Here is a 23,447-nt window from a genome sequence, read left to right as displayed (position 1 = left end):
CGAGCAAAAGCCCTTACCGGTTTTACGGCCGGCAAGGGCTTTTTACTTTTTCAGCAGCAGCGCCTTGCGGAAAAAAGCGGTCACTCGCTTTATGTACTCGTCCGGCATCATGGCGAAGCTACGCACATGGCCCGCCTGCGGCACCAGCCAAAGCGCGGAATCCGGGTGAGCGGCGAGCTTCCGAAGCTGTTTGCTATTGCTGCACGGCACGGTTTCATCGCCGGTGCCGTGAATGAACAGGATCGGCTTGTTGGCCCGCTTCACTGCCATGTACGGCCTGACCTCCGACGGATTGGCCCGGAGCATGATTGGACTGAGCGTCAGAATCAACCAGTTGAACGGTACCCGTGGCAACCCTGTCCAGTGCGGCAGGTTTTCCTGCAAATACTCGCGCAGCGAATAAAACGGCGAGTCGGCCACCACGGCCTGCACACGCTCGTCTGTGCAGCCGACCAGAAGCGAAGTGGCTGCCCCCATGGAAAACCCGATCAGACCGATCTTTTGCCCGGGACGCCTTTGTTCCACGTAATCGATCGCCCCCCGCAGGTCCTGCTGCTCGCGAAGACCGATCGTCGTCAGGGCAGGAGTTGACTCTCCCGCATTGCGAAAGTCAAACATCAGCACGTCGTATCCGGCAGCCAGCAGCCGGGCGGCCAAAGCCAGGGCAGGCAGATGCGGTTCCAGCCGGTTTTGCCCGTAACCGTGGGCAAAGACGAGCGTGCAGCCGTTGCTGTCGTGTCCATTGGCTTCCGCCGCGATGTACCAGCCGCTCAACGTGATGCCGTCCTCCCGGCTGGGAAAGGTGACAGATTCCACATGGCCGATGCCGAAGCGGGACGGCTCCATGTCCACCGGCTTGCGGGGCGGGTGCGTCAATTTCCAGGCTACGTACAGCGACACGGCGGCCGTGCATGCCGCTGCCAGCACCAGACCGGTCACCGTCGCAATCATCCAGTTCATACGGGGGTTACAGGCTCCTCTCCGCTCAGCACGGCGGCGATGTTGGCCGCAGCCAGCCGAGCCATTTCCAGCCGCGTCTGATATGTTGCGCTGCCAATATGCGGCAGGGCCACGACGTTGGGCAGCGACAAAAGCGGGTTGTCAAGCGGCACGGGCTCCTGCTGGAACACGTCCAGACCGGCCGCCCAGATTTGTTTGTCGACGAGAGCCCGGTAGAGTGCCGCCTCGTCCACCGTGCCGCCACGCGACACGTTGACAAACACTGCGGTCGGTTTCATCAGGGAGAACTCCCGCTCGCCCATCAGATTCCGCGTCTCCTCCGTCAGCGGCGTCAGCAGCACGACGTAGTCCGATTCCCGGAGCAGTTCGTCAAATGGCGCATACTGCGCACCTGTCGTTCGCTCCGCATCCGGACGGCGGCTGCGGTTGTGATAGAGAATCCGCATGCCAAAACCCGCCGCCCGCCGGGCTACTGCCTGTCCGATGCGGCCCATGCCGACGATGCCGAGCGTCGCTCCGTAGATGTTTTGCCCGACCATCAGGTGCGGGTTCCAGGATGTCCACCCGCCGGCCAACAAAAAGCGGTTGGCCTCCACCAGCCGTCGGCCCGCCGCCATCAGCAGGGCAAAGGCCAAATCGGCGGTCGCCTCCGTCAACACGTCCGGCGTGTTGGTCACGATGACGCCATGTCGTTTGGCCGCCGCCACGTCGATATTGTCGTAGCCGACGGCCATGTTGGCGACGATCCGCAGCCGTTTTGCCCGCATCAGCAGTTCCTCGTCAATCCGTTCCGTCAGCATGGTCAAGAGAGCGCTGGCTTCTTCCGCCTTTTGCAGCAGCACGTCTCGGGGGATGGGACGATCCTCCGCCCACACTTCCACGTCCGCCACCGCCTCCAGCATGGCAATGGCTTCATTCGCCACTTGCCTCGTCACGTACACCATCGGTTTTGTCATCAGCAGGCCTCCAAAACCAGTCAATGTGCGGAACCGGCGCCCCGTATCGCTGCGCAATCGTCTGCGGGTAGCGGCGAAGCGCCTCTTCCATGTTGATCAGTTCTTCCTCCAAAAGTTCTTTCCACGCCGCGGCGTCCACTTCCTGCCTATCTTCCCACGGCAATGACCGATACGTCTCCACCAGTTTGAGAAAACGCCCGGGGTACAGCATCAGGCCGTAGACCACGGCGTATTCGGATTCCAACAGCGGGCAGACGCTGTTGTACCCGTCCAGGAAATGAGTCACGACGTCTTCCTGCCAGCCGTTTCGCCGCACGGACGCCTTGATCCACTGGCCGATGTCGCGCGCCCGCATATCGAGCACCCAGTTCCATTCGCCGCAGACATAGCGAACGTAGTCTTCATTCCACAGGATATACCCCTCATCAAAATTTTGGTAGGCTACTTTGCCGCAGTGGGCTGTTTCCTTCACCACGCTGTCGTAACCGGCATGGTACAGGTACTGCACCGCCGTCTCCCCCAACTGATTCACATAGGTGTAACTGGTCAAAAGATACTCGTCAAACGGGAAGATCTCACCGTCCGCTTCCTCCATGTCCTCCCGGTACCCGTTGTACTCGCGCAGTTTTTCCGCCACATGACGGGCCAACGCCCAAGCGTGGAGGATGACGAAAACAGCTTGTCGCTCTTGAACGAACGGGTCGCCTGATGAAACTGGGCAAGCGCCTGCCCTGCGGCAAACGCCGGATCGTCCGGAACCCCTTCCCGCACACCACGGTACAGGTAGAAAATCTGATCGTCGCTGATGACGTACGGGTATCCCTCTTTCGACTTGACCAGCGTAAGCATGTTCACTTCCTGCTGCTGCGCCAGTTGTTTTTTTACCCGCTCGATAAACCTGCTTTTGTATTTGAATCCCGCCGGCGCGGTATACAGGTAAAACAGCCCCTGATCCGTCTCCAGCACGGTTCCCGCCCCTGCTGATCGGCAGCCGTGCAGGGAAAATCCGTACGCTTCTTCCAGCAAGGCTTTGTACTCCATGAGAACAACCTCCCCACACACCTTCTCATGGAGCATGGTATGTAACGCAGGCGGGATAGGTGCCTATCTCGTTGCAGATACTACCGACGTGCACATGCCCTCACACCTGCCTGACCGGCACGCGCCGCAGGCAGATTCCCAAAAAGCGGTGGCGAGAGGAGGACAGCGGTGAACGGCAACAATCCGCTCAACAGCTACACGTGTTACGACGCCGTCGTCTCGCTGCTGGAACAGCGCGGCGTCCACATCGACCACATTGCCGAGATTGTCATGTTTCTGCAAAAAGACTACATTTCCAACCTCTCCATGGACACGTGCCGCGAAAGCGTGCAAGCCGTACTGAAAAAGCGGGAAGTACAGAACGCCCTTTTCACCGGCATTCAGCTCGACATGCTGGCCGAAGAAAAGAAACTGATCCCTCCGCTTCAGGAGATTATCGCCTCGGATGAACCGCTCTATGGCGTGGACGAGGTGCTGGCGTTTGCCGTCGTGAACCTGTACGGCAGCATCGGATTCACCAACTACGGGTACGTGGACAAGCTCAAGTACGGCAAGCTAAAGGATCTAAACGACAAACGCTTTGGCGTCCACACTTTTCTGGACGATCTGGTCGGAGCCATAGCTGCGGCGGCGTCCAGCCGCATCGCTCACCGCCAGAAACAAGCGGAGGAAAACTGCCTACCCCCCGATTCTTCCGAGCCAATCGGCTAGATCGGATGCGATGTGCGTGGGACGGCAGGGATGCGTCTCCACGTCCTCCCGCGTGGAATAACCGGTCAAGACCAGCAGGCTGTCCATGCCCGAGCAGTTACCCGCGGCAATGTCGGTATCCAGGTTGTCCCCGACGATCAGCGTCTCCCCGGCGCTCGTGCCCAACCGCGTCAGCGCGTAGTCAACGATGATGCGCTCCGGTTTGCCGACGACTACCGGCTTGACTCCGGACGCCGTGGAGACAGCTGCCACCAATGAACCATTGCCGGGAAACAAGCCTTGTTCGGTCGGCAGAGCGGCATCGGCGTTGGTGGCGATCAGGTTGGCTCCTTGCCGGATCGCCCGGGCAGCTGTCGTCAATTTGGCGTAATCAAACGAACGGTCAATCCCCACCACCACGTACCGGGGACGCTCCTCGCTGATTGTAAAGCCGCTGGCTTTCAGCTGCGCAATCAGTCCCTCTTCGCCGATCACATACACCGGCGTGCCTGCCGGGGCCAGCTCCTTGAGATAGTGGGCGGTCGCCATTGCAGAGGTATAGACCTCTTCCGGCTCCGCGTCGATGCCCAGCCCGGTCAAGCGCGCCGCCACCTGCTCCGGCGAAGCGGACGAATTGTTGGTCAGATACAGGTACGGAATCCCCTGTTTGCGCAAATGCTGGACAAACCGGGCAGCTCCCGGAATGGCCTCCCTGCCGCGATAAATGGTTCCGTCCAAATCCAGCAAATACCCCTTGTACTGCTTCATGCTGCCTCATCCTTTCCCCGTTCACAACAAAATCCACCCGGCGACGAGTGGATTTACGCACGTTGTCATTCTGTTAGGCTTGCTTCGCTTCCTTGATCTCAAACACGCATTTTTCTCCGCCCTTGGCCATGCAGGTAGTCTGTACCACGTCGGCTTTCAGCACACGGCGGAACAGGGAGAGCTCACAGTTGCACGCCTGGTTGAATTCGCGCGCCACTTGGGAGATGGGACAGTTGTACTCGCGGATGCGGTAGCAGCCGTTTTGTTCGTCCTTTTCCCACTCTACCATATAGCCCTTTTCGTTTTGCAGTTCGGCCAGCTTGGCGACACGCTCTTCCAGGGACTCCTGCTGGATCTGCTTGCGGTATGCTTCTTCCAGACGGTTTTCCCGGCGGCGGAACAGCATTTCCACCTTTCCGATTCCGTCCATTGCTTCCAAATCGCGCAAAAAGTCGAGCGTCAGATGAGAGTAGTTGCGCGGAAACAGCTCATCTGCCTCCTGCGACAGCGAATAGACATTGGTCGGGCGTCCCATCGCTTGGCGTACCAGCGTCGATTTGATCAGATTGTCCCGCTCCAGCGTATTCAGATGACGCCGCACAGCCATCTCCGTGATCCCCAGCTGGACTGCCATATCGCTGACGGACAGCGAGCCTTTTACTTTGAGCATGTTGAGGATCTGGTCGCGGGTGGAAGTTCCTTCGTTAGCCATCGTAATCACCGCCCTTTCTCTCTATTGTATCGAATCGGGCCTCTTTAGTAAACAAAAGAAAGTGTTTTGTATAAAAAATCCGCGTTTCTCGCCTTAAAACAGTTCGTTTTGCAGATACGTACGCACAGCCGGCTCAAACTGGCGCAGCGTCGGCAGGCTGTCCTGCACCAGCGCCACCATTTCCGCCGCCGGCACGCTGGTATACTGGTTGACCAGATGACGGCGGAACTCCACCACGTCTGTCAGCACCCGCGCCTGCTCGTCGCTGATGACCCGCTCATCCCGCAAAATTTCCACAATGTCGGTATAGCTGCCGGGATCGCGCATGATAAAGCCGTCAATCAGTGCGTTGCCCACGTCGATCACCGCCTCAATGGACAGATGCAGCGCCCTCTCCATCGCCGCCTCGGCCACTTCGTCGGCGAGAACGTCATTCGCTCCCCGGGCCGCCAGCTTGTCCAGCAGGTCGAGCATCCGGGACATGTGTGTCAACACTTCGTCGATCTTTTTCGTATTTACGTCGTACATGGGAGATCTCCTTTATCACTTTCGCTTTTTCGCTGCCCATTTTGCATACAATACGGTAATGACAAACGTCAGCACCAATACCAGAAGAACCAATTCCCCTTGCCGCAGATAGGAATCGTTCATCACCTTCACCTCTTTTCATCATCAGTATACCAAAATTGTCTGCACTGTCACGAATCCCCCTCTCAATTGTGTTACAATGAGGGGTGAGTTTTTGGCGGGACAAAGGGAGGATACAACACAGTGGAACGCGAACTGGCACTGGAAGTGGTGCGTGTAACGGAAATGGCAGCGCTGGCCTCTTCCCACTGGTTGGGGCGCGGCAGGAAAAACGAGGCCGACGACGCGGCGACGAGCGCCATGCGCGCCATGTTTGAGACGATCAACATGCGCGGAACGGTTGTGATCGGCGAGGGCGAGCTGGACGAGGCGCCGATGCTTTACATCGGCGAAAAACTGGGGCATCCGGACGCGACCGGTCCGGAGGTGGACGTGGCCGTCGATCCGTTGGAAGGTACCACGATTGTCGCCAAAGGACACAACAACGCGATGTCGGTCGTGGCCATCGGCGACAAGGGGACGCTGCTGCACGCCCCTGACATGTACATGAGCAAAATGGCGGTGGGCAGGCGGGCCGCCGGCAAGATCAGCCTGGACGACCCGGTGGAAAAGATGATCGAAGTGGTGGCGGAAGCCAACAACAAGCGCGTTCAGGACGTCACCGTGATCATTCAGGAACGGGAGCGCCATCAGGCAATCATTGATGCTGTCCGGGAAAAAGGAGCGCGCGTCAAACTGTTCGGCGACGGCGACGTGGGCGCAGCCATCGCGGCCTGCATGCCGCATACGGGGATCGACTTGTTCCTCGGCACAGGCGGCGCACCGGAAGGCGTGATCAGCGCGGCGGCGATCAAATGCCTCGGCGGCGACATGCAGGCCAGGCTCCGGCCGCAAAACGAAGCGGAACGGCAGCGCTGCATCCGAATGGGGCTGGCTGATCCGGAGCAGCTGCTGACCCTGAACGATCTCGTCAAAGGAGACGACGCGATCTTTGCCGCTACCGGCGTTTCGGACGGAGAACTGCTGCAGGGCGTCCGCTACCTTGGGGACGACATGGTCGAGACCCACTCGATCGTGATGCGTGCCAAGACCAAAACGATCCGCTTTATCCGCGCGCTGCACAATCTCACCCACAAGCCCAATCTCGTGTGGAAGTAAGGGGGAAGAAAATGGCCAACGACCTGTTTTTCCTGTACGACGAGACCGAGGAGACCAAGACCCGGTTCGTCAGCTTTATGGGCGAAGCGACGCGCTTTGATCTGGCAATTACGACCACCAACCGCTTTTACGGCAAAAAACTGGTGATCAACATTCAGAACGGCCGCTCCGCCATCATCGGCGACGACGATCTGAAAGAGGAAGGCTACCTCGAGTACGCCTTCAACCTGAACGATAAGGAAGCGGAAGAACTGCGCTCGTTTTTGCACACCGTCATTCCCTGATCCGGGACATGACAGACAAGGGACGGCCTGACCAACAGGCGCGTCCCTTTTTCACTGCGTGCACCTTGTCCTTTAACCGATCCGGTACACCCGCCCATTTCCCTCTGGACAACGCGCCACCCGGGCAGACGTCTCGTATACTGCAACATCAAAACAGACAATATGAGAGGAGTGCCACATCGCGCGATGCAACCGTATCCTTCTGCTCAATCAGTCAATTTTCCGTACGAGTCACGCAGCCAAGTACACCACAGGGAAGATCTCGCCGCTCCGGTGTTCTGGCGGCGGCGGAGACAGCATCCCCATTTTGATGTCATCATTCCCTTTGTCTTCCCGTTCGGTGGCTTCTACCCGTATTATTATCCCTTCTACCCGCCGTATCCTTACCCATTCTACCCGTTTTATCCGTTTTAGGCTGCCGAACGGTACCTACAGCGTGACGCCATGCCGCAGAGCCAAAGGCATCGATCCGCGCTCAACGGACGGTGCCTTGTTCCGTTTTTACGTGGCAGCTGTCGCCTGGCTGGCCGTCAAGAGAGCGAGCGGAAACCAATTCACAGGACACCACTGACTACATACTGACAGCCCGATCCATTGGATTCGGGCTGTTTTATCGATCAACTGTCAATGGTTTTTTACGATTCACGTTTTGGCGGGGTGGGACCTGCGGTGATCTTGTCCCGTTCGCGGTTGGCTCGCGGCGCATGTTGGCGGCGTTCTTTTCCGCCGTCGCGTCCGCCTTTTTCCCCCTTGGCCAACTTGCTCTTGTTGTCTCCCCGCTCATGGCGGCCGCTGCGCTCACCGGACGAGCCGCTCCGCTCGGTTCGCTCCTGTCTGCCGTGGCGCGGGTGAAAACGGCGGCGTTCCTTTCGTTCGATATACAGGGATGGTTCGTCCCTGTCCGATTCCTTGCGCTGTTCGGCATCCGTCCCCTCTGCTCCGTCTGCTGCTTCCTGCCCATGCTGGTCTGGCGAGGCCGGTTTTACCTTTTTCAGCACAAAATAGGGACAGCCAAAGTTGCAAAATTCGTGCAGGTACTCATCCAACGCGGCGATTCGCTGCTCGAACGGCACTTTGCGGTTGCTGTTGTCGTAAAACCCGCGCAGGCGCAACTGGCCGTAACCCCAATCCCCAACGATGTAATCGTACTTGTCGAGAATGTCACTGTAGCGTTCCTTGAACGCTTCCGGGTTCCACCCGTCGCGATTTTCCTCCATGACCTCGTACGTACCGGCTGGCGTGCGAATCAAGACCGCTTCCTCCTTACACTTTGCATACTACGTCCATCTTATCACATTTTTCGCAGAGGGAGTTAAATTTCCCACGAAAACTCCCCATCCGCGGGGGACACCCTAGCTGTAGGGGGTGGAACCATTGAAAAAAACATGGCTGTTTCCTGTTCTCGCAGGTCTTGCTTTGGTCGCGTCCGCTTGTACGCCAAATGCCGCTCCGAATGACCGTCATCCGGGCACAACGGTTCAACAAGCCGTTCCGCGCATGCATATGGACGGTATCGGCATGCGGAACAACGACGGCATAGGCGCCCGTCCTTTCGACGTTCTCGGTACGCGTCCCTTTGACGGCATGGGTATGCGCGACTACGATCTGGGCGTGAGAAACACACCGTACGGCACTGACTACATGAACAACAACTACAACGCGTACACCAGCGGCGCCCGCTCGTACAATGCCTTTACGGACGACGGACGGCGCCCGTTTGACGGTGTAGGCACTCCGTCGATTTATCGTGACCGCAGCCGCGTAGGCACGATGGCGACGACCATGCCGCGAATGGGCTTTGCCCAAATCGACCGGAAGCACGTCCGTACGGCCGGAGTGAATAATGTCTATGTCGACCGGGAGGCGCTGGCCCGCGCCGTGGGCAACGTGACTGCCAGCTGCCCAGGCGTGAACCGCTCCACCGTTCTCGTCACAGACGAGGAGATTTTCGTCGGCCTCAACACCCTGGGCGGGGACAACCGCGTGACCAAGGAACAGGCACGCATGGGCGCTCAGTCGATTGCACCTCGCTACTACAAGGTGTATGTGACCGACAACGCAAACGACATCGCCGAAATCGCCCGCATCGCCAGCCGCGCAAACAACGTCACGATGGGACGACACGCCGATGAACAGCGCAGCGTGGATGCCCTGATCAAGCGACTGGGCGGCAAGGTGGACGGCGAAGAAATGAAGACCAAAGGCTCCAAAATGACCACAACCACCCGCTAACGGCAACAAACCCCTATGACTGCCATAGGGGTTTGCTTTTTTGTCTACTTCGCCTGTGCGATCGATTCCTTGGCGGCGTTTGCCTGTTCGTGGGCGTGGTACGAGCTGCGCACCAGCGGACCTGCCTCCACGTGGCTGAAGCCGCGCTTCATGCCTTCTTCCCTGAGGCGGGCAAACTCGTCGGGGTGGTAGTACTTTTCTACGGGCAGGTGTTTTTTGGTCGGCTGCAGGTACTGGCCGATGGTCATGATGTTGACATCGACCGCACGCAGATCGTCCATGGTTTCCAAAATCTCCTCGAACGTTTCACCTACCCCGATCATCAGGCTGGACTTGGTCGGGATGTCCGGCTGGAATTCCTTGGACTTTTTCAGCAGTTCCAGCGTCCGGTCGTACTTGGCGCGGGCCCGCACCCGGTCGGAGAGGCGGCGCACCGCTTCGATGTTGTGGTTAAGCACGTCAGGACGGGCATCCATGACCACTTTGAGCGCATCCCAGTTGCCCATGAAGTCGGGAATCAGCACCTCCACGGAGGCGAGCGGCAGACGGCGGCGTATCGCCTTGATCGTCTCTGCGAAGATCAGCGCCCCGCCGTCCGCCAGGTCATCGCGGGCAACCGAGGTGACGACGACGTGTTTCAGCCCCATCTGTTCCGCCGCTTCCGCCACGCGTTCCGGCTCGGCTCGGTCCAGTTCAGTCGGCAGGCCGGTCTTCACGGCGCAAAAACGACAGGCCCGGGTACATATATCACCCAAAATCATGAAGGTGGCCGTACGATTGGCCCAGCACTCATGAATGTTGGGACACTTTGCTTCCTCGCATACGGTATGCAGCGTCTTGCTGCGCATGGTCTGCTTCAGTTCCTTGAAGTTGGCCAGTTCTTTTCCTGATACAAGGTTGATCTTGAGCCACTCCGGTTTGCGTAGCGTCATTGGGCTCACTCCTCATTGGACTTGGTCACCCTCCATTATAGAGGAATGCCTTTGGGGGGACAATATCCGCTCCCGTTTCGGGTGTATGTATGCCCGCCACACTCGCGACCTAGCGAAGCCCGCCGGGAAAATCCACATACCCAGTCGGTGAAATCCGCGGGACCTGTCCGTGAAATGGTCGCGTTACAGCCGGTGCACCTTGTGCCGGTCCGATCCCCGCAGGTACGGTTCCAACAGCGTGAGCTCCCGCTGCTGGCAGGTGAACAGGAACACCTGGTGCTCTTCGCTCAACTCCGCCACATAGGCCAGCGTCCGCTCCAGCCGCTCCTGATCGTAGTGGGCAAAATGGTCGTCGAGAAACAGCGGCAATGGCTCCGTCTGCCGACTGACCAGACGCAGCAGCGCCACCCGCTGTGCAAAGTGGAGCTGATCCTGCGTGCCCAGGGAACACTGTTCCTGCTCCACGACCCGCTGCCGGACGGGTTCCAGCAGCCGGACCGCAAACCGTTCGCGCGGGTCCAGCCGCACGTCCCGGTACTTGCCGCCCGTGATCCGGGCCATCACATCGGAAGCCAGTCCGTTCAACACAGGGGAGACGTCCCGATTCCATTCCGCCAAAGCCTCCCGCAGCGTGTCACGGGCCAACTGCAGCGCTTCCCTTCTCATCTGCAGGCTGCGCAGGGCGGCGATGGCGTCCTCGTATTCACTGCGTGCCCGCGCAACCGATACGGAATCATGGCTCCCCATCTCGCCCGATGCCCGGGCGATTTGCTCACGCAGTTCCTGCAGCCGCTCTTCCGTCTCCTTCAAGGACTGTACGAGGCCATCCCGTTCCCGGTCCCGTTCCGCTTTTTCCGCTTCCAATATGGAGCGCAGCTCATCCCCCCAGCGGGCGAGCAGCCGCGCTTCTTCCTCGCGCCGCTTCCACTCCTCCGTCTGCCTGTCCGCTTCCCGCTGCCGGCTCATGTTCAGCTGCGCTTCCCGAAGCTGGAGAAACGCGTCCCAATCAGCCGCGTTCCATGCCTGATAAATCTCGCGAAGTGTTACTTCCAGGCGGTCCGCCTCCTGCTGCAAGCGCCGCCACTCCTCGATGACGGCCGGCACGTGCTGGTTTCCGCGTGCACGTCTGCGCCTCAATGTACCGACCGCAGCCAAGAGGACTGCCAGTACGCCGGCAATCCAGCCATACGTTCCTTTCCCCGCCAGGAAAGCACCTGCCGCTGCCGCCAAAAGCAGGCCGCTTCCCGCCCGCAACAACCGATCTGAGGAAAATTTTCCCGTCGCTTTTTGCCGCTGCCGCGGCCGCTCCGTTCCGACGATGGCGGATGCGGCCAGGCGGTTTACCTGTTCCCGGCAGGTTTCCCACGCCTTGCGCAATTCGAGGGCCCGCTGGTAGTCCGCTTCCAGTCGTTTCCGTTCCGTTTCCGATCCCGTATCGGCATCAGGGGCAGATCGGGCGGCCAGCGCGGCCAACAGCTCCCGCGTTTCCCGGTGCAGACGGCGCTCTTCCGCGGTGACGGCATTTTCTTCCCACGCTTCCCACTGTTCAGGAGAAGGAGCAATGTAGCTTTGGCGCCAGCGCGCCTGCCATTCCGCCTCTGCCTCCTGCATCCTGTGCAGGCGCTGCCGCAGCTTTTCCCGCGTCCGCTCCCGTTCTTGCCGCTCCGCTTCCCAATCCGCGATCTGCCGGGCCAGCCTGCTAGCAGCAGTCCACCCCGCTTCCGCTTCGGCCAGGGCACGCTCTTTTTGTGCGACGCGCGCACCTGCTTTTCCCAGGAGCGTATTGTCCGCCCGCTCCTTTTTCCCGATCGCCGCCAGTTCCCGCTCCAGTTCCGCCAGGACCCGATTGACCGCCGGGTCGGCTTCGTCCGTCCCCAGCGATGGCAGCAGGTGCTCAGCCGCCGCCATCTGTTCCCGCCTGATCCAGGTGACATCGGTAAACAGGCTGCGCGTCAACCCGAGGTGCAGCTCGAGAAAATTGCGCTCCTTTCGCCGGTCTTCCTGGTACAGGCCGGTTACCTCCGACCAGTCCGGATTGAGAAACAGCCGCGCCTGCTCCCGCTCCTTTTCCAACCAGCGGTGCAGCCGGTATGATTTGCCCGCCACTTCGTACTGGACGATGGTCTCGTACGTCCCGCCATCCCAGGGCAGGTACTTCTCGTACTCCGGCAGGTAGCGGGCCGTCCGGACGTAGTCTTTTTTCATCCCGTACAGCGCGGCAAACAGCCCCTCCAGCAGGGTGGATTTGCCCGCTTCGTTGGGGCCGCAAAACAGGTTGATCCCTGGAGCAAAGCGAAAGACCGCGTCACGCCACTTGCCAAATCCCCGCAGCTGCAGTTCGTCGATTTTCACCGCAAGATCCCCCCCGATCCGCGCCAGCGCTTCCCGGCGAGCCATCCTGGCGATGTCACGCTGCCACTCGTCGGCACCTTCCGCCTCTGCTTCCGCCAGCTTGGACAGCCATCTGCCCCAGACACCGGATTGTGCTTGCAGCTGGTCAGCGTCCAGATCGGACCAGGTGCGATCCGTGCACTGCACGTAAAAGAAGCGGGACAGCCGCTGCTCCACCACTTCCACCGGCGGGGTGAAATGGGCGGACCTCTCCCCTGTCAGGGTCAAATACAGCAGACAGTCGTCCTCCTCGTCGGCCAGCTCCCGCTCCAGCACATTGACGAGCTGTTCCGTCGTCTCCGCCCCCGCAACGTCCACCTCCCGCCTGGAGATGATGCGGCTTTGCACCGGCACGTGCTCCAGCCGGAGGCGTCCGTCGCCGTACATGACAAAACGCTCCCCCGCTTCTTTGGCGGAGAGCCCTTCCGGCGAACCGGGATAGGCGGCAAACGGCGTCTGGCTGACCGGGTGGAGAAACACGGCCGGCTTGTGGATGTGGCCCAGCGCGATGTAGTCCATGCCTGCTGCAGCCATTTCTTCCAGCGTCATCGGCGCGTACGGATGGTGCCCGTCCGCCCCGCCGTTAACCACGCTGCCATGCAGCACCATCAGGTGGTGCCGATACCCGTGCAGCCGGCCGGGAAAGGCGGGCAGCGGCGATTCGTACACGTGCGGCTGGGGGAAACCCCATCCGTAGACGACGCATGATTTGTCCGGGAATTCGTACGCCCCCCATTCCGGTGTAAACCAGAAAACATTGCCCGGCCACTCCAGCGTCTGGTAATAGGAGTCGGGATGCCATGGATCGTGATTGCCCGGCGCGATGCAGACCGGCACCGGCGCCACGCTGGCAAACAAATCGCGCAAAAAAAGCGCGGTTGAGCGCCTCCCTCCGTGGTATTCCAGCAGGTCTCCGGCGATCAGCCAGAAATCGGCCTGCTTGTCCAGCACCAGGTCGCGGATGGTGCGCATCGTCCGGCGAAAGTCCTCCTGCCTGAGCTCGTACAGGGCGGACAATGTCTGAAGCGGCGCATCCAAATGGACGTCCGCGGTATGGATAAACCTCAGCATGTGAACCTCCCCGACATGACAGCGCCCCGCTGCCGTGTTACACTTTGGTCAACGGTTGTATCGTCACGCGAACATATTTTCTCTTTCATGATACAGGAAGCAACAACCGATTGAAAAGGAGCGATTGCGATGCGAATAGCGTACCTGGACTGTTTTTCCGGGCTCAGCGGCGACATGATGCTGGCCGCGCTGGTCGACGCGGGGGCAGACCGCGATCGGATCGAACAGGAATTGCGCAAACTGCCGCTGGGACCGTTTCGACTGGAGTGGAAAACCGTCGTCAAAAAAGGCGTCAGCGCACTAAAACTGGACGTTGTCGATGAGGAACAGGAACGCGCCCGCGGGCTGAAGACGCTGCCCGTCTTGGCCGGAAGCCATCACGGACATGGTGAGCACAGTCATGAGCATCAGCACCACCACGGCCACGGTCACGGGCATCACCATCACGACCACCACCATCACGATCACAGTCACGAGCATCGCGGCCACGATCACCATCACCACGACCACAACCACCATCACCGCCGCTACAAGGAGATCGCGGAGATAATTGAAGCAGCTGATTTGGCACCGCGGGTCGCCGCCCGGGCTCAGGCCGTGTTTGAAAAAATCGCGGTCGCCGAGGCAAAAATCCACAACGTCCCTGTGGAAACCGTCCACTTTCACGAAGTGGGGGCACTTGATTCGATCGTGGACATTGTCGGGATCGCCCTGGCCCTGGAAGACCTGGAGATCGACCGGTTGTACGCCGGTCCCGTCCCCACCGGAAACGGCTATGTCCGCTGCGACCACGGACTCTATCCGGTCCCCGCTCCGGCGACGATGGAACTGCTCAAAGGCATTCCCTTGCGCCAAACCGACATCCAAAAGGAGCTGACCACTCCCACAGGGGCAGGCGTCGCGGCAGCCCTGGTCCGCCAATTTGGGCCGCTGCCGGCGATGACCGTGGAAGCGATCGGCTACGGGGCGGGCACGCGCGATCTGCCCGACCAGCCCAACGTCCTGCGCGTCCTGATCGGCCATCCCTGCTGAGCAAAAAAACAGCCTTGCCCGCTTGTCAGCGGACAAGGCTGTCGTTTTTTCACTAGCGGAGCAGGCGAATAAACTCGCGCATGAACCCTGGCAGATCCGGCCAGGCGTGAGCCGATACCAGATTGCCGTGCACGTGCAGCGTGTCGGTCTTGTAAACGGCGCCGCACGCTTCCACATCGGGACGGCATGCCTGGTAGGCGGTCAATTCCCGGCCGCGCAGGTGTTCCTTGACCAGAGTCAGGACTTGCGAGCCGTGGCAGATTACCGCGACCGGCTTGTTTGCTTCAAAGAAGTGGGCGAGGATCGGCTTTAAGTGTTCGTTCAGCCTGATGTACTCCGGCGCCCGTCCCCCGGGAATGATCAGGCCGTCGTACTCTTCCGCCCTGACGTCGGCAAACGCGACGTGGGAAGACAGCTGGTAGGCGGGTTTTTCCGTGTACGTCTCGCTGTGTGCTTCAAAATCGTGACAGACCGTGTGCAGCGTCTTTTTGGCGGGGGAAGCGATCACCGCCTCAAATCCCTCTTCCAGGCAGCGGTAGTACGGATAAAAGACTTCCAGTGCCTCCACCGCGTCACCGGTGACAATCAACACCTTTTTACTCATCGCACAGCCTCCCTGCGTCTTTCTGAGGAAACTCTTCCTCCCTTTTCCATTTCTCCACGCAGCCTGTTTCCTCCTGCCTGGACTGTGCCTGTGCAGATTCCGCCAGCAGCAGCGCCTGCTGGTACACCTGTTTCAACGGCACTCCGGCCTGCTTTGCCAACCGGGCGCAGACATCGTATTCCGGCGCCGCCTGCACCCGCTCACCCCGATGGTAGCCCAGCTTGACCGGCACGTCTCCCCACTCGGTGGTCACGGTCACGACACGGCGCGCCAGCCTGTGACAGGAAACGGGGAAATAGCGAACGCCAAAGGTGGTCGTCTCCCGAAACAGGATGGATTTCAGCTCGTCCAGCCGGCTGCCGTAGCACAATGCCTGCAGCAGCACGCCGGGACGGCTCTTTTTCATCGTCGCAGGCAAAAAGTGGACATCGTTGGCTCCCGCTGCCAACAGCCTGTCCAACACATGGGCCAGCCACTCGGGACTGCTGTCGTCCAGGTTGGCCTGGAGCAGGTACATTCCTTCGTCAATGTGTTCCTCTTCGTGCTGCCGCCGTTCCTTGACGACAGGCACGTCGCTCCCGTTCCCCCGCGTATCGCTCTCCAGCCGGATCACCGCCACTCCTTCCCCGTACTCCACCTGCGTAATCCGGCCGTCAAGCCGGGCAAGCGGCCGGGCGCCCACTGCCTTGAGCCACAGCATGGCAAGCGGGGAGAACTTTTCTGGCGGCCAGTTCTCTTCGCGGATCATCCAGCCCTCAAGCAGTGTCAACAGCGGAACAGGCAGACCGGCAGGGACGGGCAGGCACTGTATCCCCAGTTGGAGACGATGATCGTTTGCCGGCAGGAGTGTCGTCAGTGTCCGCAGCGCTTTCTCTTCCGCCGCCCAGTCGTCCTCCCGGCAAAACGAGCGGTACAACGCTGCGCGTTGCAGGATGGCCGCCGCGTGTTCGTCTGCGGAGAAACGGTCCGTTCCCCCGGCGGGCATAAGGCGCATCAGCGGTTCGGCCAGTTCGCGCAAAAACAGCGGCCGTTCGCTGCGTATGACCAGTTTCATCATCACCCCTCCTTTTGGCACGATTCCTTTTCTTGCATCATACACCAATCCAGCTTGCAGTGCCTGCCGTTTGCGTATGCCATTTGGCAAAAAGTAATGCGGATAATGCGGCCAGGCTGGCAGAAACTACAACGAGAAACTACCTGGCTGGAGGGAGACAAAATGTTTGTTTTCCGCCTAATCGTTCAGATCAGCTTGTGTTTGACAGTTTCCACCTGTCTGCTGTCTTCCGCTGCAACCGCTGCTTCCTCTGTCTCGTCCGGCACACAGGACGATTCCATCTTCAAGGAGCGGCTGGAGTTGTTCCAGCAGATGGAACTGGTCTACGGTATCCCCTGGCCGTATTTGGCGGCCATTGATCAATACGAACGAAGCATGCAGAGACGGACCAAACAGGATTCCCCTGAAAAGGAGCAGCAGCGGCGCTTGACCGCAATTAACATTCCCCCTGCCCGGTGGTGTGGAGAGCTGAATCCTGAGGATGACGATACGGACCCGGTATCCATCCGCTTTTTTGGCGGAATCGGAGCAGACGGGGACGGGGACGGAAAAGCGGACCGCAACAACGACATGGACGTGCTTGCGGCGATGATCCGCTTCCTCGCCTCGTACGGCTTCCAGCATGACGACTGGCGCATCGGCTTGTGGGCCTATTACAAGTGGGATTGGGCGGTCAAGACCATCACCCAGTTTGCCGCCGTGTACAACAAGTACCAGCGGCTGGATCTGCACGACCACCACTTCCCCATCCCCAAACGGTACAACTACAGCTACCACAGCACATGGGGCGATCCGCGCGGCTGGGGCGGGCGACGCATCCATGAAGGGACGGACATCTTTGCCGGATACGGGACACCCGTGCTTAGCACAGGGTACGGCGTAATCGAAGTGGTCGGCTGGAACCGGTACGGCGGGTGGCGCATCGGCATGCGCGACATGAACAACATCTATCACTACTTTGCCCACCTTTCCTCGTTCCGAAAGGGGCTGAAGCCGGGAGACATCGTCGAACCGGGAGAAGTGCTGGGCTACGTCGGCAGTTCCGGCTACGGCAAACCGGGTACATCCGGCAAGTTTCCCCCCACCTGCACTACGGCATGTACCGGGACAGAGGCTACAGCGAATGGGCGTTTGACCCGTATCCCTATCTGAAACGCTGGGAGCGGCAAATGTACAGCAAAAAGAAGAAGCGGTGAGCAGCCGCTTCTTCTCAGACTGAAGACAAACGGTTCATTGAGTTAGCGGCCACAAAAATGATTCCCAGGCCGAAAGGCCTGCCTATTCATCAACCGAAGCGGAAGACAATGGGCATCGCATGGCGGGATGGGCCAAGCGAGCTCCTTTGACGACCGACTCAGCGGAAAAACGAAGACGCGGGGACCAACAGGGGACACAAGTCTCACTTCCTCGAAATACCCAGATGTTTGTCCCCTGCCCGCGTCTCGTTTTGGAGCGGACATCATTCGCTTCTGTGCTGGGCGTCAAGCGAGCGAGCGGGCCCGATCTCCCATGCGCCGCAGACTTTGTCTACACGCTGAGAAGAAGCGGTGAGCAGCCGCTTCTTTTTTTGACAGCCCTTTCCTGTCCTACATACAATGGAAACAGAAAAACTGGACAACCGTAAGAGGTGATACGCCATGGGCGTTCTCACGATGCAAAATCCGGCCACCGGCGAAATCCTCGGCGAACTGGCGGAAGCGACGCCAGACGAGGTGCGCCTGGCGATGGAGCGAGCCAGGCAAGCGTTTCCCGGTTGGTCAGCGCTGCCGCTTCCGGAGCGGCTCCACTACCTGACTCGACTGCGCCACTGCCTGGCGGAGCAGGCAGAAACGCTGGCGGGAAAAATCAGCGCTGACACCGGAAAACCTACGCTGGAAGCGCTCATGACGGAAATATTTATCACGGCCGACACGATCCGTTTCTACGAAAAGCACGCGAAGCGCATGCTGTCCCCCAGACGGGTGCCCACGCCGCTGGTGCTGTGGCCGAAACGGTCGTCCATCCACTACAAACCGCTGGGCGTGGTCGCCGTCATTTCGCCGTGGAATTACCCGTTCCAGCTTTCTGTCATTCCTGCCCTTTCCGCGCTGGCGGCCGGCAACACGGTCCTCTTGAAGCCGTCGGAAGTCACGCCGTACACCGGCCTGGTCATGGAAGAACTGTTCCGGACCATCGGCTTCCCCGAGGGCGTCATCCAGGTGCTTCACGGCGGCAGGGAGGTGGGGCAGGCGCTGGTTGCTGCCAAGCCGGACAAAATTTTCTTCACCGGCTCAGCGGCGACGGGCCGCGCCATCATGAAGCAGGCCGCGGAATATCTGATCCCGGTAGAGCTGGAACTGGGCGGCAAGGACCCGATGATCGTCTTTGCCGACGCCCATTTGGAGCGGGCCGCCAATGCCGCCGTCTGGGGCGCGTTTACCAACGCGGGACAGGTCTGCATGTCCGTCGAGCGTCTCTACGTCGAGCAAAGCGTATACCCGCAGTTCGTGGAGCTGGTCAAGGCGAAGACGGCAGCGCTGCGCCAAGGTTTTCCCCGACAGGCCGACATCGGCTCGATGACCTTTCCCCGGCAGGCCGAGATTGTCCGGGACCACGTGGCCGACGCCATCGCCAAGGGAGCCGTGGTGGAGATCGGAGGCCGCTTTGACGAAGACGGGATGTTTCTGTCCCCGACCGTCCTGACGGGCGTGACGCACGCGATGAAAATCATGCGTGAGGAGACGTTTGGCCCCGTCCTGCCGATCATGTCCTTTTCCTCCGAGGCTGAAGCGATCCGTCTGGCGAACGACTCGCCGTACGGGCTGAACGCGTCCGTCTGGTCGCAGGACGAAACAAAGGCCAAGCGGGTCGCCCTCCAGCTGGAAACCGGCAACGTCTGCATCAACGACTGCCTGGTCAGCTTCGCCAACCCGCATCTGCCCTTTGGCGGCGTGAAGCAGAGCGGCATTGGCCGCTACCGCGGTCCGGAAGGCTTGCGCGCGTTCACCCACGCCGTCTCCGTCATACACGATCCCGGCAGGCAAAAACGGGAGGTCAACTGGTATCCCTACACCGAGGAGCAGGAGACGATGTTTGTCGTGCTGATCAAAGCCCTGTTCGGCAGGGAACGAAAATGGAACCGCCAGGCCCTTTTGGCAGCCTGGCGGGAGTGGAAGCGTCTGCAGGAATAGCGGACGCCCTTTTTTGCCTTTTTAGGCGAACTGACGGTTCAGGTTGGCCATTTCGATGGCAGCCGCAGCCGCTTCCCATCCTTTGTTGCCTGCTTTGGTGCCGGCCCGCTCGATCGCCTGCTCGATCGAGTCTGTCGTCAGCACGCCAAAAATCACGGGAACGCCGGTAGCCAGGGAAATGGACGCCACCCCTTTGGCGCATTCGCTGCACACGTAATCAAAGTGAGGCGTCGCCCCGCGAATCACCGCGCCAAGCGTGACGACGGCGTCGTAGCGGCCGGACTCCGCCATTTTCTTGGCGATCAGCGGAATCTCAAAAGCCCCCGGCACCCAGGCCACGTCGACGTTTGCATCCTCCACGCCGTGCCGCTTCAGCGCGTCCAGCGCGCCGCCGAGCAGTTTGCTGACAATCAATTCGTTAAACCGGGCTGCCACAATGCCTACGCGCAGACCCGTTCCTACCAGATTTCCCTCGAACACTTTCATGGTTGTTCACTCCTTATTCAAAGTTGGAGCAGGTGACCCAGCTTCTCGTGTTTGACGGCCAGGTACCGCTTGTTGTGCGGATGGGCGGGTATCTGTATCGGCACGCGCTCCGCCACTTCCAGTCCGTAGCCGCTGAGGCCGCGGATTTTTCGCGGGTTGTTGGTCAACAGCCGCATGCGTTTCACGCCCAGATCGCGCAGAATTTGCGCCCCGATCCCGTAGTCGCGCAGGTCGGCGGGGAATCCCAGCTTTTCGTTTGCTTCCACGGTGTCGTAGCCGTCCTCCTGCAGCTTGTAGGCGCGCAGCTTGTTGATCAGGCCGATGCCGCGCCCCTCCTGCCGCATGTACAGGAGAACGCCCCGCCCTTCCGCTTCGATCTGCCGCAGGGCGGCGTGCAGTTGCGGGCCGCAATCGCAGCGGTGCGAGCCGAATATATCGCCGGTCAGGCACTCGGAGTGGACCCGCACCAGCACCGGTTCGTCCGGCGTGATCTCGCCCTTGATCACCGCCACGTGTTCTTTGCCGTCCAGTTCGTTGGTGTAGGCGGCGATGCGGAAGTCGCCGTATTCGGTGGGCAGCTTCACCTCGATTTCCCGTTTGACCAGCCGCTCCGTCCGCATCCGGTAGCGGATCAGGTCGGCGATGGTGATCAGTTTGAGATCAAAACGTTCGGCGATCTCGGCCAGTTGAGGCAGGCGGGCCATTGTCCCGTCCTCGTTCATGATTTCGCAGATCACCCCGGCGGGAAATGCACCCGCCAGCCGGGCCAGATCGACGGCTGCCTCGGTGTGGCCGGCCCGGCGCAGAACGCCGCCCGGTTTGGCGATCAGCGGGAAGATATGGCCCGGGCGCCGAAAATCGTCCGCCGTTTTTCGATCGTCCAGCATCGCCAGCACCGTGCGCGAGCGCTCGTGAGCGGAGATGCCCGTATGGGTGCCGGCTTCGTCGATGGAGACGGTAAACGCCGTCCCCTGCCGGTCGGTGTTGGCCTCCACCATCGGCTTGAGCTTTAGCCGGGCGGCGTGTTCGTCCGTGATCGGCACGCAGACGAGGCCGCGTCCGTGCGTCACCATGAAATTGATCATCTCCGGCGTGGCCGCTTCCGCCAGGCAGACGAAATCCCCTTCGTTTTCCCGGTCCTCGTCATCCACGACGATCACCGCTTTTCCCCGTTTCAAATCTTCCAGCGCTTCTTCTATGGCATGGAACATGATCGGTTCCCTCCCTTCGGTTTTGACAGCACCCGTCGATTCCATCAGAGGAACCCGTGCTCTCGCAAAAACTCCGGCGTAAGCCCCGTCCGCCGCTCCTGCTGCGGCTGTTCAGAGCGCCACGCCAGCAGTCGCTCCACGTACTTGCCGATGACGTCCGCTTCGAGGTTGACCGGATCCCCGATCTGCTTGTCCCGCAGATTGGTGTGGGCCAAGGTGTGCGGGATGATGGAGACGGAAAAGCTTTCCGCGTCCACATCGACGACCGTCAGGCTGATGCCGTCCAGGCAGATTGAGCCGCGCGGCACCACGTATTTGAGCAGATCCGGCTCCGCTCCGATCCGAAACAGCACCGCGTTGGCATGCGGGTGGCGCGAGAGAATGGTTCCCGTCCCGTCCACGTGGCCGGAGACGATGTGGCCGCCAAAGCGGTCCCCCAGCCTCATCGCCCGCTCCAGGTTGACGATCTGCCCCCGTTTTGCCTGCCGCAAACTGGTTTTGTTCAGGGTCTCCGGCATTACGTCCACACTGAAGTGACGGTCGCTATGGGACGTTACGGTCAGGCAGACACCGTTGACGGCAATGCTGTCGCCGATGCGGACACCTTCCAGCACCCGTTCGGCACGGATCACCATGCGGCATGCCTTGCCGTCACCCGTCACGCTCTCCACTACGCCCACTTCTTCTACCAGTCCGGTAAACATGGCGTCGCACTCCTCCTCGTTTCTCACGATTGCGCATCCCAGACGGGGTAACCGGTGATCCGCAGGTCGTGCGGTCCCACCTGCTCCCACTCGACATCGGCCAGCTGCACCGCCTCGTCCATCCGTTCCAGCCCCTGGCCGCCAAACGGAGTGGGGGCGCCGGCGCCGCCGACCAGCTTCATGGAGAGGTAGGCGACGATCTTTTGGACCGCCCGCGCGCCCAGAAACGAACCGTTTACCTCCGCACCGCCTTCTACCAACAGCGAGGTGATGCCGCGCGCTCCCAATTCGTCCAGCACCCTCTCCACCGTGACCAATCCGTCCGGCACGATTACCGTCACGCCGCGCTCCTCCAGCGCCGCCCGCTTCACTGCCGGCGCATCCGCCGAGGTGACAATCCACGTCGGCGCCTTGCCGTCATTCACCACGCGGGCATCCAGCGGTGTGCGCAGCTGCCTGTCCAAAATGACCCGCACCGGCTGACGTCCTGTCACCCTGCCCGACGTCCGGGCGGTCAGCTCGGGGTCGTCGGCGATTACCGTCCCAACCCCGACGAGAATCGCGTCGTTTTGCCGGCGCAGTTCGTGCACCTGCCCGCGCGCTTCCTCTCCCGTGATCCAGCGGCTGTGCCCCGTCACGGTGGCGATTTTGCCGTCCAAAGTGCTGGCCGTCTTCACGGTGACGAACGGTCGCCGGGTGGTGATGTAGTGGAAAAAGACTTCGTTGAGCCGCCGCGCCTCCGTCTCCCCAATGCCGACGGTGACCTCTACGCCAGCATCGATCAGGCGGGACACCCCCTGCCCCGCCACCTGTGGATTGGGGTCCAGCACGGCCACCACCACACGGCTGATCCCCGCCTGGATGACTGCATCGGCGCAGGGAGGCGTACGTCCGTAATGGCTGCACGGCTCCAGCGTGACGTACAAGGTGGCTCCTCTTGCCCGTTCGCCGGCCATCCGCAGCGCGTGCACCTCCGCATGCGGCTCGCCCGCTTTCAGGTGGGCGCCCATGCCGACGACCTCGCCGTCTTTTACCACCACGGCCCCCACCAGCGGATTGGGGCTGGTCTGTCCCGCGGCGGAACGCGCCAGCTGCAGCGCCAGTGCCATGAATCGTGTGTCGTGTTCCATCGTGCGCTCCTTTCCCGCTTCGTTTTCGCCCCAACAAAAAATGCCCTGATGTCGGATCAGGGCATAGGGGAATAAGCCTGTTGCTGTCCGTTTTTTCAACAAACGGATGCACAGGCTCACCAAATACCTTCTCCCATCCGGACTGTACCGTCGGCCTTGGAATTTCACCAAGTCAGTCGCTGTCGGCCTAAAGCCAAAAGCGAGTCGCGGGCTGAGACGTGCGTTCGTCATCACCGCCGGTCGGGAATTTCACCCTGCCCTGAAGGTTGGTAT

The 23,447-nt window shown here is 60.5% G+C and carries 23 protein-coding genes, 2 pseudogenes and 1 riboswitch; of the genes and pseudogenes, 7 read left to right on the top strand and 18 right to left on the bottom strand.

Annotation, left to right across the window (positions count from 1 at the left end; all coding sequences use genetic code 11):
- Positions 1-42: 42 nt before the first annotated feature.
- From Q7F15_RS03795 to Q7F15_RS03780, 4 genes are read right to left on the bottom strand one after another with little or no spacing between them, the layout of a single operon-like run.
- Positions 43-960, bottom strand: coding sequence for an alpha/beta hydrolase (locus tag Q7F15_RS03795; protein ID WP_171566922.1), 918 nt, complete (start codon positions 958-960; stop codon positions 43-45).
- On the bottom strand, positions 957-1,916 hold the full coding sequence (locus Q7F15_RS03790; RefSeq protein ID WP_171566921.1) for a 2-hydroxyacid dehydrogenase: 960 nt from the start codon (positions 1,914-1,916) through the stop codon (positions 957-959). Before Q7F15_RS03790 ends, Q7F15_RS03795 begins: the two co-directional genes overlap by 4 nt.
- A complete protein-coding gene (locus tag Q7F15_RS03785; RefSeq protein WP_304415129.1) occupies positions 1,873-2,553 on the bottom strand; it encodes a YutH/CotS family kinase-like spore coat protein in 681 nt (226 codons plus the stop codon). The genes Q7F15_RS03790 and Q7F15_RS03785 overlap by 44 nt, the downstream gene beginning before the upstream one ends.
- Positions 2,463-2,957, bottom strand: coding sequence for a YutH/CotS family kinase-like spore coat protein (locus Q7F15_RS03780; protein ID WP_304415128.1), 495 nt, complete (start codon positions 2,955-2,957; stop codon positions 2,463-2,465). The genes Q7F15_RS03785 and Q7F15_RS03780 overlap by 91 nt, the downstream gene beginning before the upstream one ends.
- A gap of 168 nt (positions 2,958-3,125) precedes the next feature.
- Between Q7F15_RS03780 and Q7F15_RS03775 the strand changes: the two genes are divergently transcribed.
- Positions 3,126-3,668: a phosphatidylglycerophosphatase A family protein gene (locus tag Q7F15_RS03775; protein ID WP_171566919.1), complete on the top strand. Its 543-nt coding sequence runs from the start codon at positions 3,126-3,128 to the stop codon at positions 3,666-3,668.
- Here the strand turns inward: Q7F15_RS03775 and Q7F15_RS03770 are convergent.
- The 4 genes from Q7F15_RS03770 to Q7F15_RS03755 all read right to left on the bottom strand — a co-directional run bounded on the left by Q7F15_RS03770 (position 3,636) and on the right by Q7F15_RS03755 (position 5,778).
- Positions 3,636-4,415: a TIGR01457 family HAD-type hydrolase gene (locus Q7F15_RS03770; protein ID WP_171566918.1), complete on the bottom strand. Its 780-nt coding sequence runs from the start codon at positions 4,413-4,415 to the stop codon at positions 3,636-3,638. The two genes, Q7F15_RS03775 and Q7F15_RS03770, sit on opposite strands and share 33 nt — an antisense overlap.
- Before the next feature lie 73 nt (positions 4,416-4,488).
- Positions 4,489-5,127, bottom strand: coding sequence for a helix-turn-helix transcriptional regulator (locus Q7F15_RS03765; RefSeq protein WP_171566917.1), 639 nt, complete (start codon positions 5,125-5,127; stop codon positions 4,489-4,491).
- Positions 5,128-5,220: 93 nt separating this feature from the next.
- Entirely contained in the window at positions 5,221-5,655 is a 435-nt protein-coding gene (gene hepT / locus Q7F15_RS03760; protein WP_212132137.1) for a type VII toxin-antitoxin system HepT family RNase toxin, read from the bottom strand.
- A 15-nt stretch (positions 5,656-5,670) separates the two neighbouring features.
- The gene (locus Q7F15_RS03755) at positions 5,671-5,778 is read right to left on the bottom strand and encodes an amino acid ABC transporter permease (protein ID WP_171566915.1); all 108 of its coding nucleotides are present in this window, start codon (positions 5,776-5,778) and stop codon (positions 5,671-5,673) included.
- Between the two features lie 120 nt (positions 5,779-5,898).
- Here Q7F15_RS03755 and glpX point away from each other — a divergent pair, with 120 nt between their 5' ends.
- Complete coding sequence (gene glpX, locus Q7F15_RS03750; RefSeq protein WP_171566914.1) at positions 5,899-6,873, top strand: class II fructose-bisphosphatase; 975 nt, start codon at positions 5,899-5,901, stop codon at positions 6,871-6,873.
- A gap of 11 nt (positions 6,874-6,884) precedes the next feature.
- A complete protein-coding gene (locus Q7F15_RS03745) occupies positions 6,885-7,157 on the top strand; it encodes a DUF3055 domain-containing protein (protein WP_212132138.1) in 273 nt (90 codons plus the stop codon).
- Positions 7,158-7,792: 635 nt separating this feature from the next.
- Here the strand turns inward: Q7F15_RS03745 and Q7F15_RS03740 are convergent.
- Positions 7,793-8,407, bottom strand: coding sequence for a YutD family protein (locus Q7F15_RS03740; protein WP_304415127.1), 615 nt, complete (start codon positions 8,405-8,407; stop codon positions 7,793-7,795).
- A gap of 115 nt (positions 8,408-8,522) precedes the next feature.
- On the opposite strand from Q7F15_RS03740, the gene Q7F15_RS03735 reads away from it, so the two are divergent.
- Positions 8,523-9,389 carry a YhcN/YlaJ family sporulation lipoprotein gene (locus Q7F15_RS03735; protein WP_230077359.1) on the top strand — a complete coding sequence of 289 codons (867 nt, stop codon included), beginning with the start codon at positions 8,523-8,525 and terminating at the stop codon, positions 9,387-9,389.
- 44 nt (positions 9,390-9,433) lie between these two features.
- Here the strand turns inward: Q7F15_RS03735 and lipA are convergent, their stop codons facing one another.
- From lipA to Q7F15_RS03720, 3 genes and pseudogenes are all read right to left on the bottom strand, one after another.
- A complete protein-coding gene (gene lipA / locus Q7F15_RS03730; protein WP_171566911.1) occupies positions 9,434-10,321 on the bottom strand; it encodes a lipoyl synthase in 888 nt (295 codons plus the stop codon).
- 183 nt (positions 10,322-10,504) lie between these two features.
- The gene (locus tag Q7F15_RS03725; protein WP_304415517.1) at positions 10,505-12,673 is read right to left on the bottom strand and encodes an ATP-binding protein; all 2,169 of its coding nucleotides are present in this window, start codon (positions 12,671-12,673) and stop codon (positions 10,505-10,507) included.
- 3 nt (positions 12,674-12,676) lie between these two features.
- Positions 12,677-13,783 (bottom strand): annotated as a pseudogene (locus Q7F15_RS03720) (metallophosphoesterase family protein); the annotation flags it as partial.
- A gap of 129 nt (positions 13,784-13,912) precedes the next feature.
- On the opposite strand from Q7F15_RS03720, the gene larC reads away from it, so the two are divergent.
- Complete coding sequence (gene larC / locus Q7F15_RS03715; RefSeq protein ID WP_304415126.1) at positions 13,913-14,815, top strand: nickel pincer cofactor biosynthesis protein LarC; 903 nt, start codon at positions 13,913-13,915, stop codon at positions 14,813-14,815.
- A 52-nt stretch (positions 14,816-14,867) separates the two neighbouring features.
- Here the strand turns inward: larC and Q7F15_RS03710 are convergent, their stop codons facing one another.
- Both Q7F15_RS03710 and larC2 read right to left on the bottom strand, forming a co-directional pair.
- Complete coding sequence (locus tag Q7F15_RS03710) at positions 14,868-15,419, bottom strand: DJ-1/PfpI family protein (RefSeq protein WP_171566907.1); 552 nt, start codon at positions 15,417-15,419, stop codon at positions 14,868-14,870.
- Entirely contained in the window at positions 15,412-16,473 is a 1,062-nt protein-coding gene (gene larC2 / locus Q7F15_RS03705) for a nickel pincer cofactor biosynthesis protein LarC2 (protein WP_171566906.1), read from the bottom strand. The genes Q7F15_RS03710 and larC2 overlap by 8 nt, the downstream gene beginning before the upstream one ends.
- 162 nt (positions 16,474-16,635) lie before the next feature.
- Here larC2 and Q7F15_RS03700 point away from each other — a divergent pair.
- Positions 16,636-17,669: pseudogene (locus Q7F15_RS03700) on the top strand (M23 family metallopeptidase).
- 441 nt (positions 17,670-18,110) lie between these two features.
- Positions 18,111-19,643: an aldehyde dehydrogenase family protein gene (locus tag Q7F15_RS03695; RefSeq protein ID WP_304415125.1), complete on the top strand. Its 1,533-nt coding sequence runs from the start codon at positions 18,111-18,113 to the stop codon at positions 19,641-19,643.
- A 21-nt stretch (positions 19,644-19,664) separates the two neighbouring features.
- On the opposite strand, the gene ribH is transcribed toward Q7F15_RS03695, so the two are convergent.
- Genes ribH through ribD form a run of 4 tightly spaced genes read right to left on the bottom strand, consistent with a single transcriptional unit; the run spans position 19,665 to position 23,174 of the window.
- On the bottom strand, positions 19,665-20,129 hold the full coding sequence (gene ribH, locus Q7F15_RS03690) for a 6,7-dimethyl-8-ribityllumazine synthase (protein WP_171566903.1): 465 nt from the start codon (positions 20,127-20,129) through the stop codon (positions 19,665-19,667).
- A gap of 17 nt (positions 20,130-20,146) precedes the next feature.
- Positions 20,147-21,340 (bottom strand): bifunctional 3,4-dihydroxy-2-butanone-4-phosphate synthase/GTP cyclohydrolase II, encoded by a 1,194-nt coding sequence (locus Q7F15_RS03685; protein ID WP_171566902.1) that lies wholly within the window; start codon positions 21,338-21,340, stop codon positions 20,147-20,149.
- 44 nt (positions 21,341-21,384) lie between these two features.
- Positions 21,385-22,044 (bottom strand): riboflavin synthase, encoded by a 660-nt coding sequence (locus Q7F15_RS03680; protein ID WP_230077843.1) that lies wholly within the window; start codon positions 22,042-22,044, stop codon positions 21,385-21,387.
- Between the two features lie 23 nt (positions 22,045-22,067).
- On the bottom strand, positions 22,068-23,174 hold the full coding sequence (gene ribD / locus Q7F15_RS03675) for a bifunctional diaminohydroxyphosphoribosylaminopyrimidine deaminase/5-amino-6-(5-phosphoribosylamino)uracil reductase RibD (RefSeq protein WP_171566901.1): 1,107 nt from the start codon (positions 23,172-23,174) through the stop codon (positions 22,068-22,070).
- A gap of 121 nt (positions 23,175-23,295) precedes the next feature.
- Positions 23,296-23,445, bottom strand: a riboswitch (FMN riboswitch).
- Positions 23,446-23,447 lie beyond the last annotated feature (2 nt).

Source organism: Brevibacillus aydinogluensis, from assembly GCF_961514395.1.
Lineage (GTDB): Bacteria > Bacillota > Bacilli > Brevibacillales > Brevibacillaceae > Brevibacillus > Brevibacillus aydinogluensis.
Note: the sequence above shows the minus strand (reverse complement) of the source record. Positions and strands in the feature narration are given on the sequence as shown.

Coding starts and splice junctions, on each gene's coding strand:
- Q7F15_RS03790 (WP_171566921.1), bottom strand. CDS start 1,916: ATGACAAAACCGATGGTGTACGTGACGAGGCAAGTGGCGAATGAAGCC.
- Q7F15_RS03685 (WP_171566902.1), bottom strand. CDS start 21,340: ATGTTCCATGCCATAGAAGAAGCGCTGGAAGATTTGAAACGGGGAAAA.
- Q7F15_RS03710 (WP_171566907.1), bottom strand. CDS start 15,419: ATGAGTAAAAAGGTGTTGATTGTCACCGGTGACGCGGTGGAGGCACTG.
- larC (WP_304415126.1), top strand. CDS start 13,913: ATGCGAATAGCGTACCTGGACTGTTTTTCCGGGCTCAGCGGCGACATG.
- Q7F15_RS03795 (WP_171566922.1), bottom strand. CDS start 960: ATGAACTGGATGATTGCGACGGTGACCGGTCTGGTGCTGGCAGCGGCA.
- hepT (WP_212132137.1), bottom strand. CDS start 5,655: ATGTACGACGTAAATACGAAAAAGATCGACGAAGTGTTGACACACATG.
- Q7F15_RS03680 (WP_230077843.1), bottom strand. CDS start 22,044: ATGTTTACCGGACTGGTAGAAGAAGTGGGCGTAGTGGAGAGCGTGACG.
- Q7F15_RS03765 (WP_171566917.1), bottom strand. CDS start 5,127: ATGGCTAACGAAGGAACTTCCACCCGCGACCAGATCCTCAACATGCTC.
- Q7F15_RS03695 (WP_304415125.1), top strand. CDS start 18,111: ATGGGCGTTCTCACGATGCAAAATCCGGCCACCGGCGAAATCCTCGGC.
- Q7F15_RS03745 (WP_212132138.1), top strand. CDS start 6,885: ATGGCCAACGACCTGTTTTTCCTGTACGACGAGACCGAGGAGACCAAG.
- Q7F15_RS03770 (WP_171566918.1), bottom strand. CDS start 4,415: ATGAAGCAGTACAAGGGGTATTTGCTGGATTTGGACGGAACCATTTAT.
- ribD (WP_171566901.1), bottom strand. CDS start 23,174: ATGGAACACGACACACGATTCATGGCACTGGCGCTGCAGCTGGCGCGT.
- larC2 (WP_171566906.1), bottom strand. CDS start 16,473: ATGAAACTGGTCATACGCAGCGAACGGCCGCTGTTTTTGCGCGAACTG.
- Q7F15_RS03755 (WP_171566915.1), bottom strand. CDS start 5,778: ATGAACGATTCCTATCTGCGGCAAGGGGAATTGGTTCTTCTGGTATTG.
- ribH (WP_171566903.1), bottom strand. CDS start 20,129: ATGAAAGTGTTCGAGGGAAATCTGGTAGGAACGGGTCTGCGCGTAGGC.
- Q7F15_RS03780 (WP_304415128.1), bottom strand. CDS start 2,957: ATGGAGTACAAAGCCTTGCTGGAAGAAGCGTACGGATTTTCCCTGCAC.
- lipA (WP_171566911.1), bottom strand. CDS start 10,321: ATGACGCTACGCAAACCGGAGTGGCTCAAGATCAACCTTGTATCAGGA.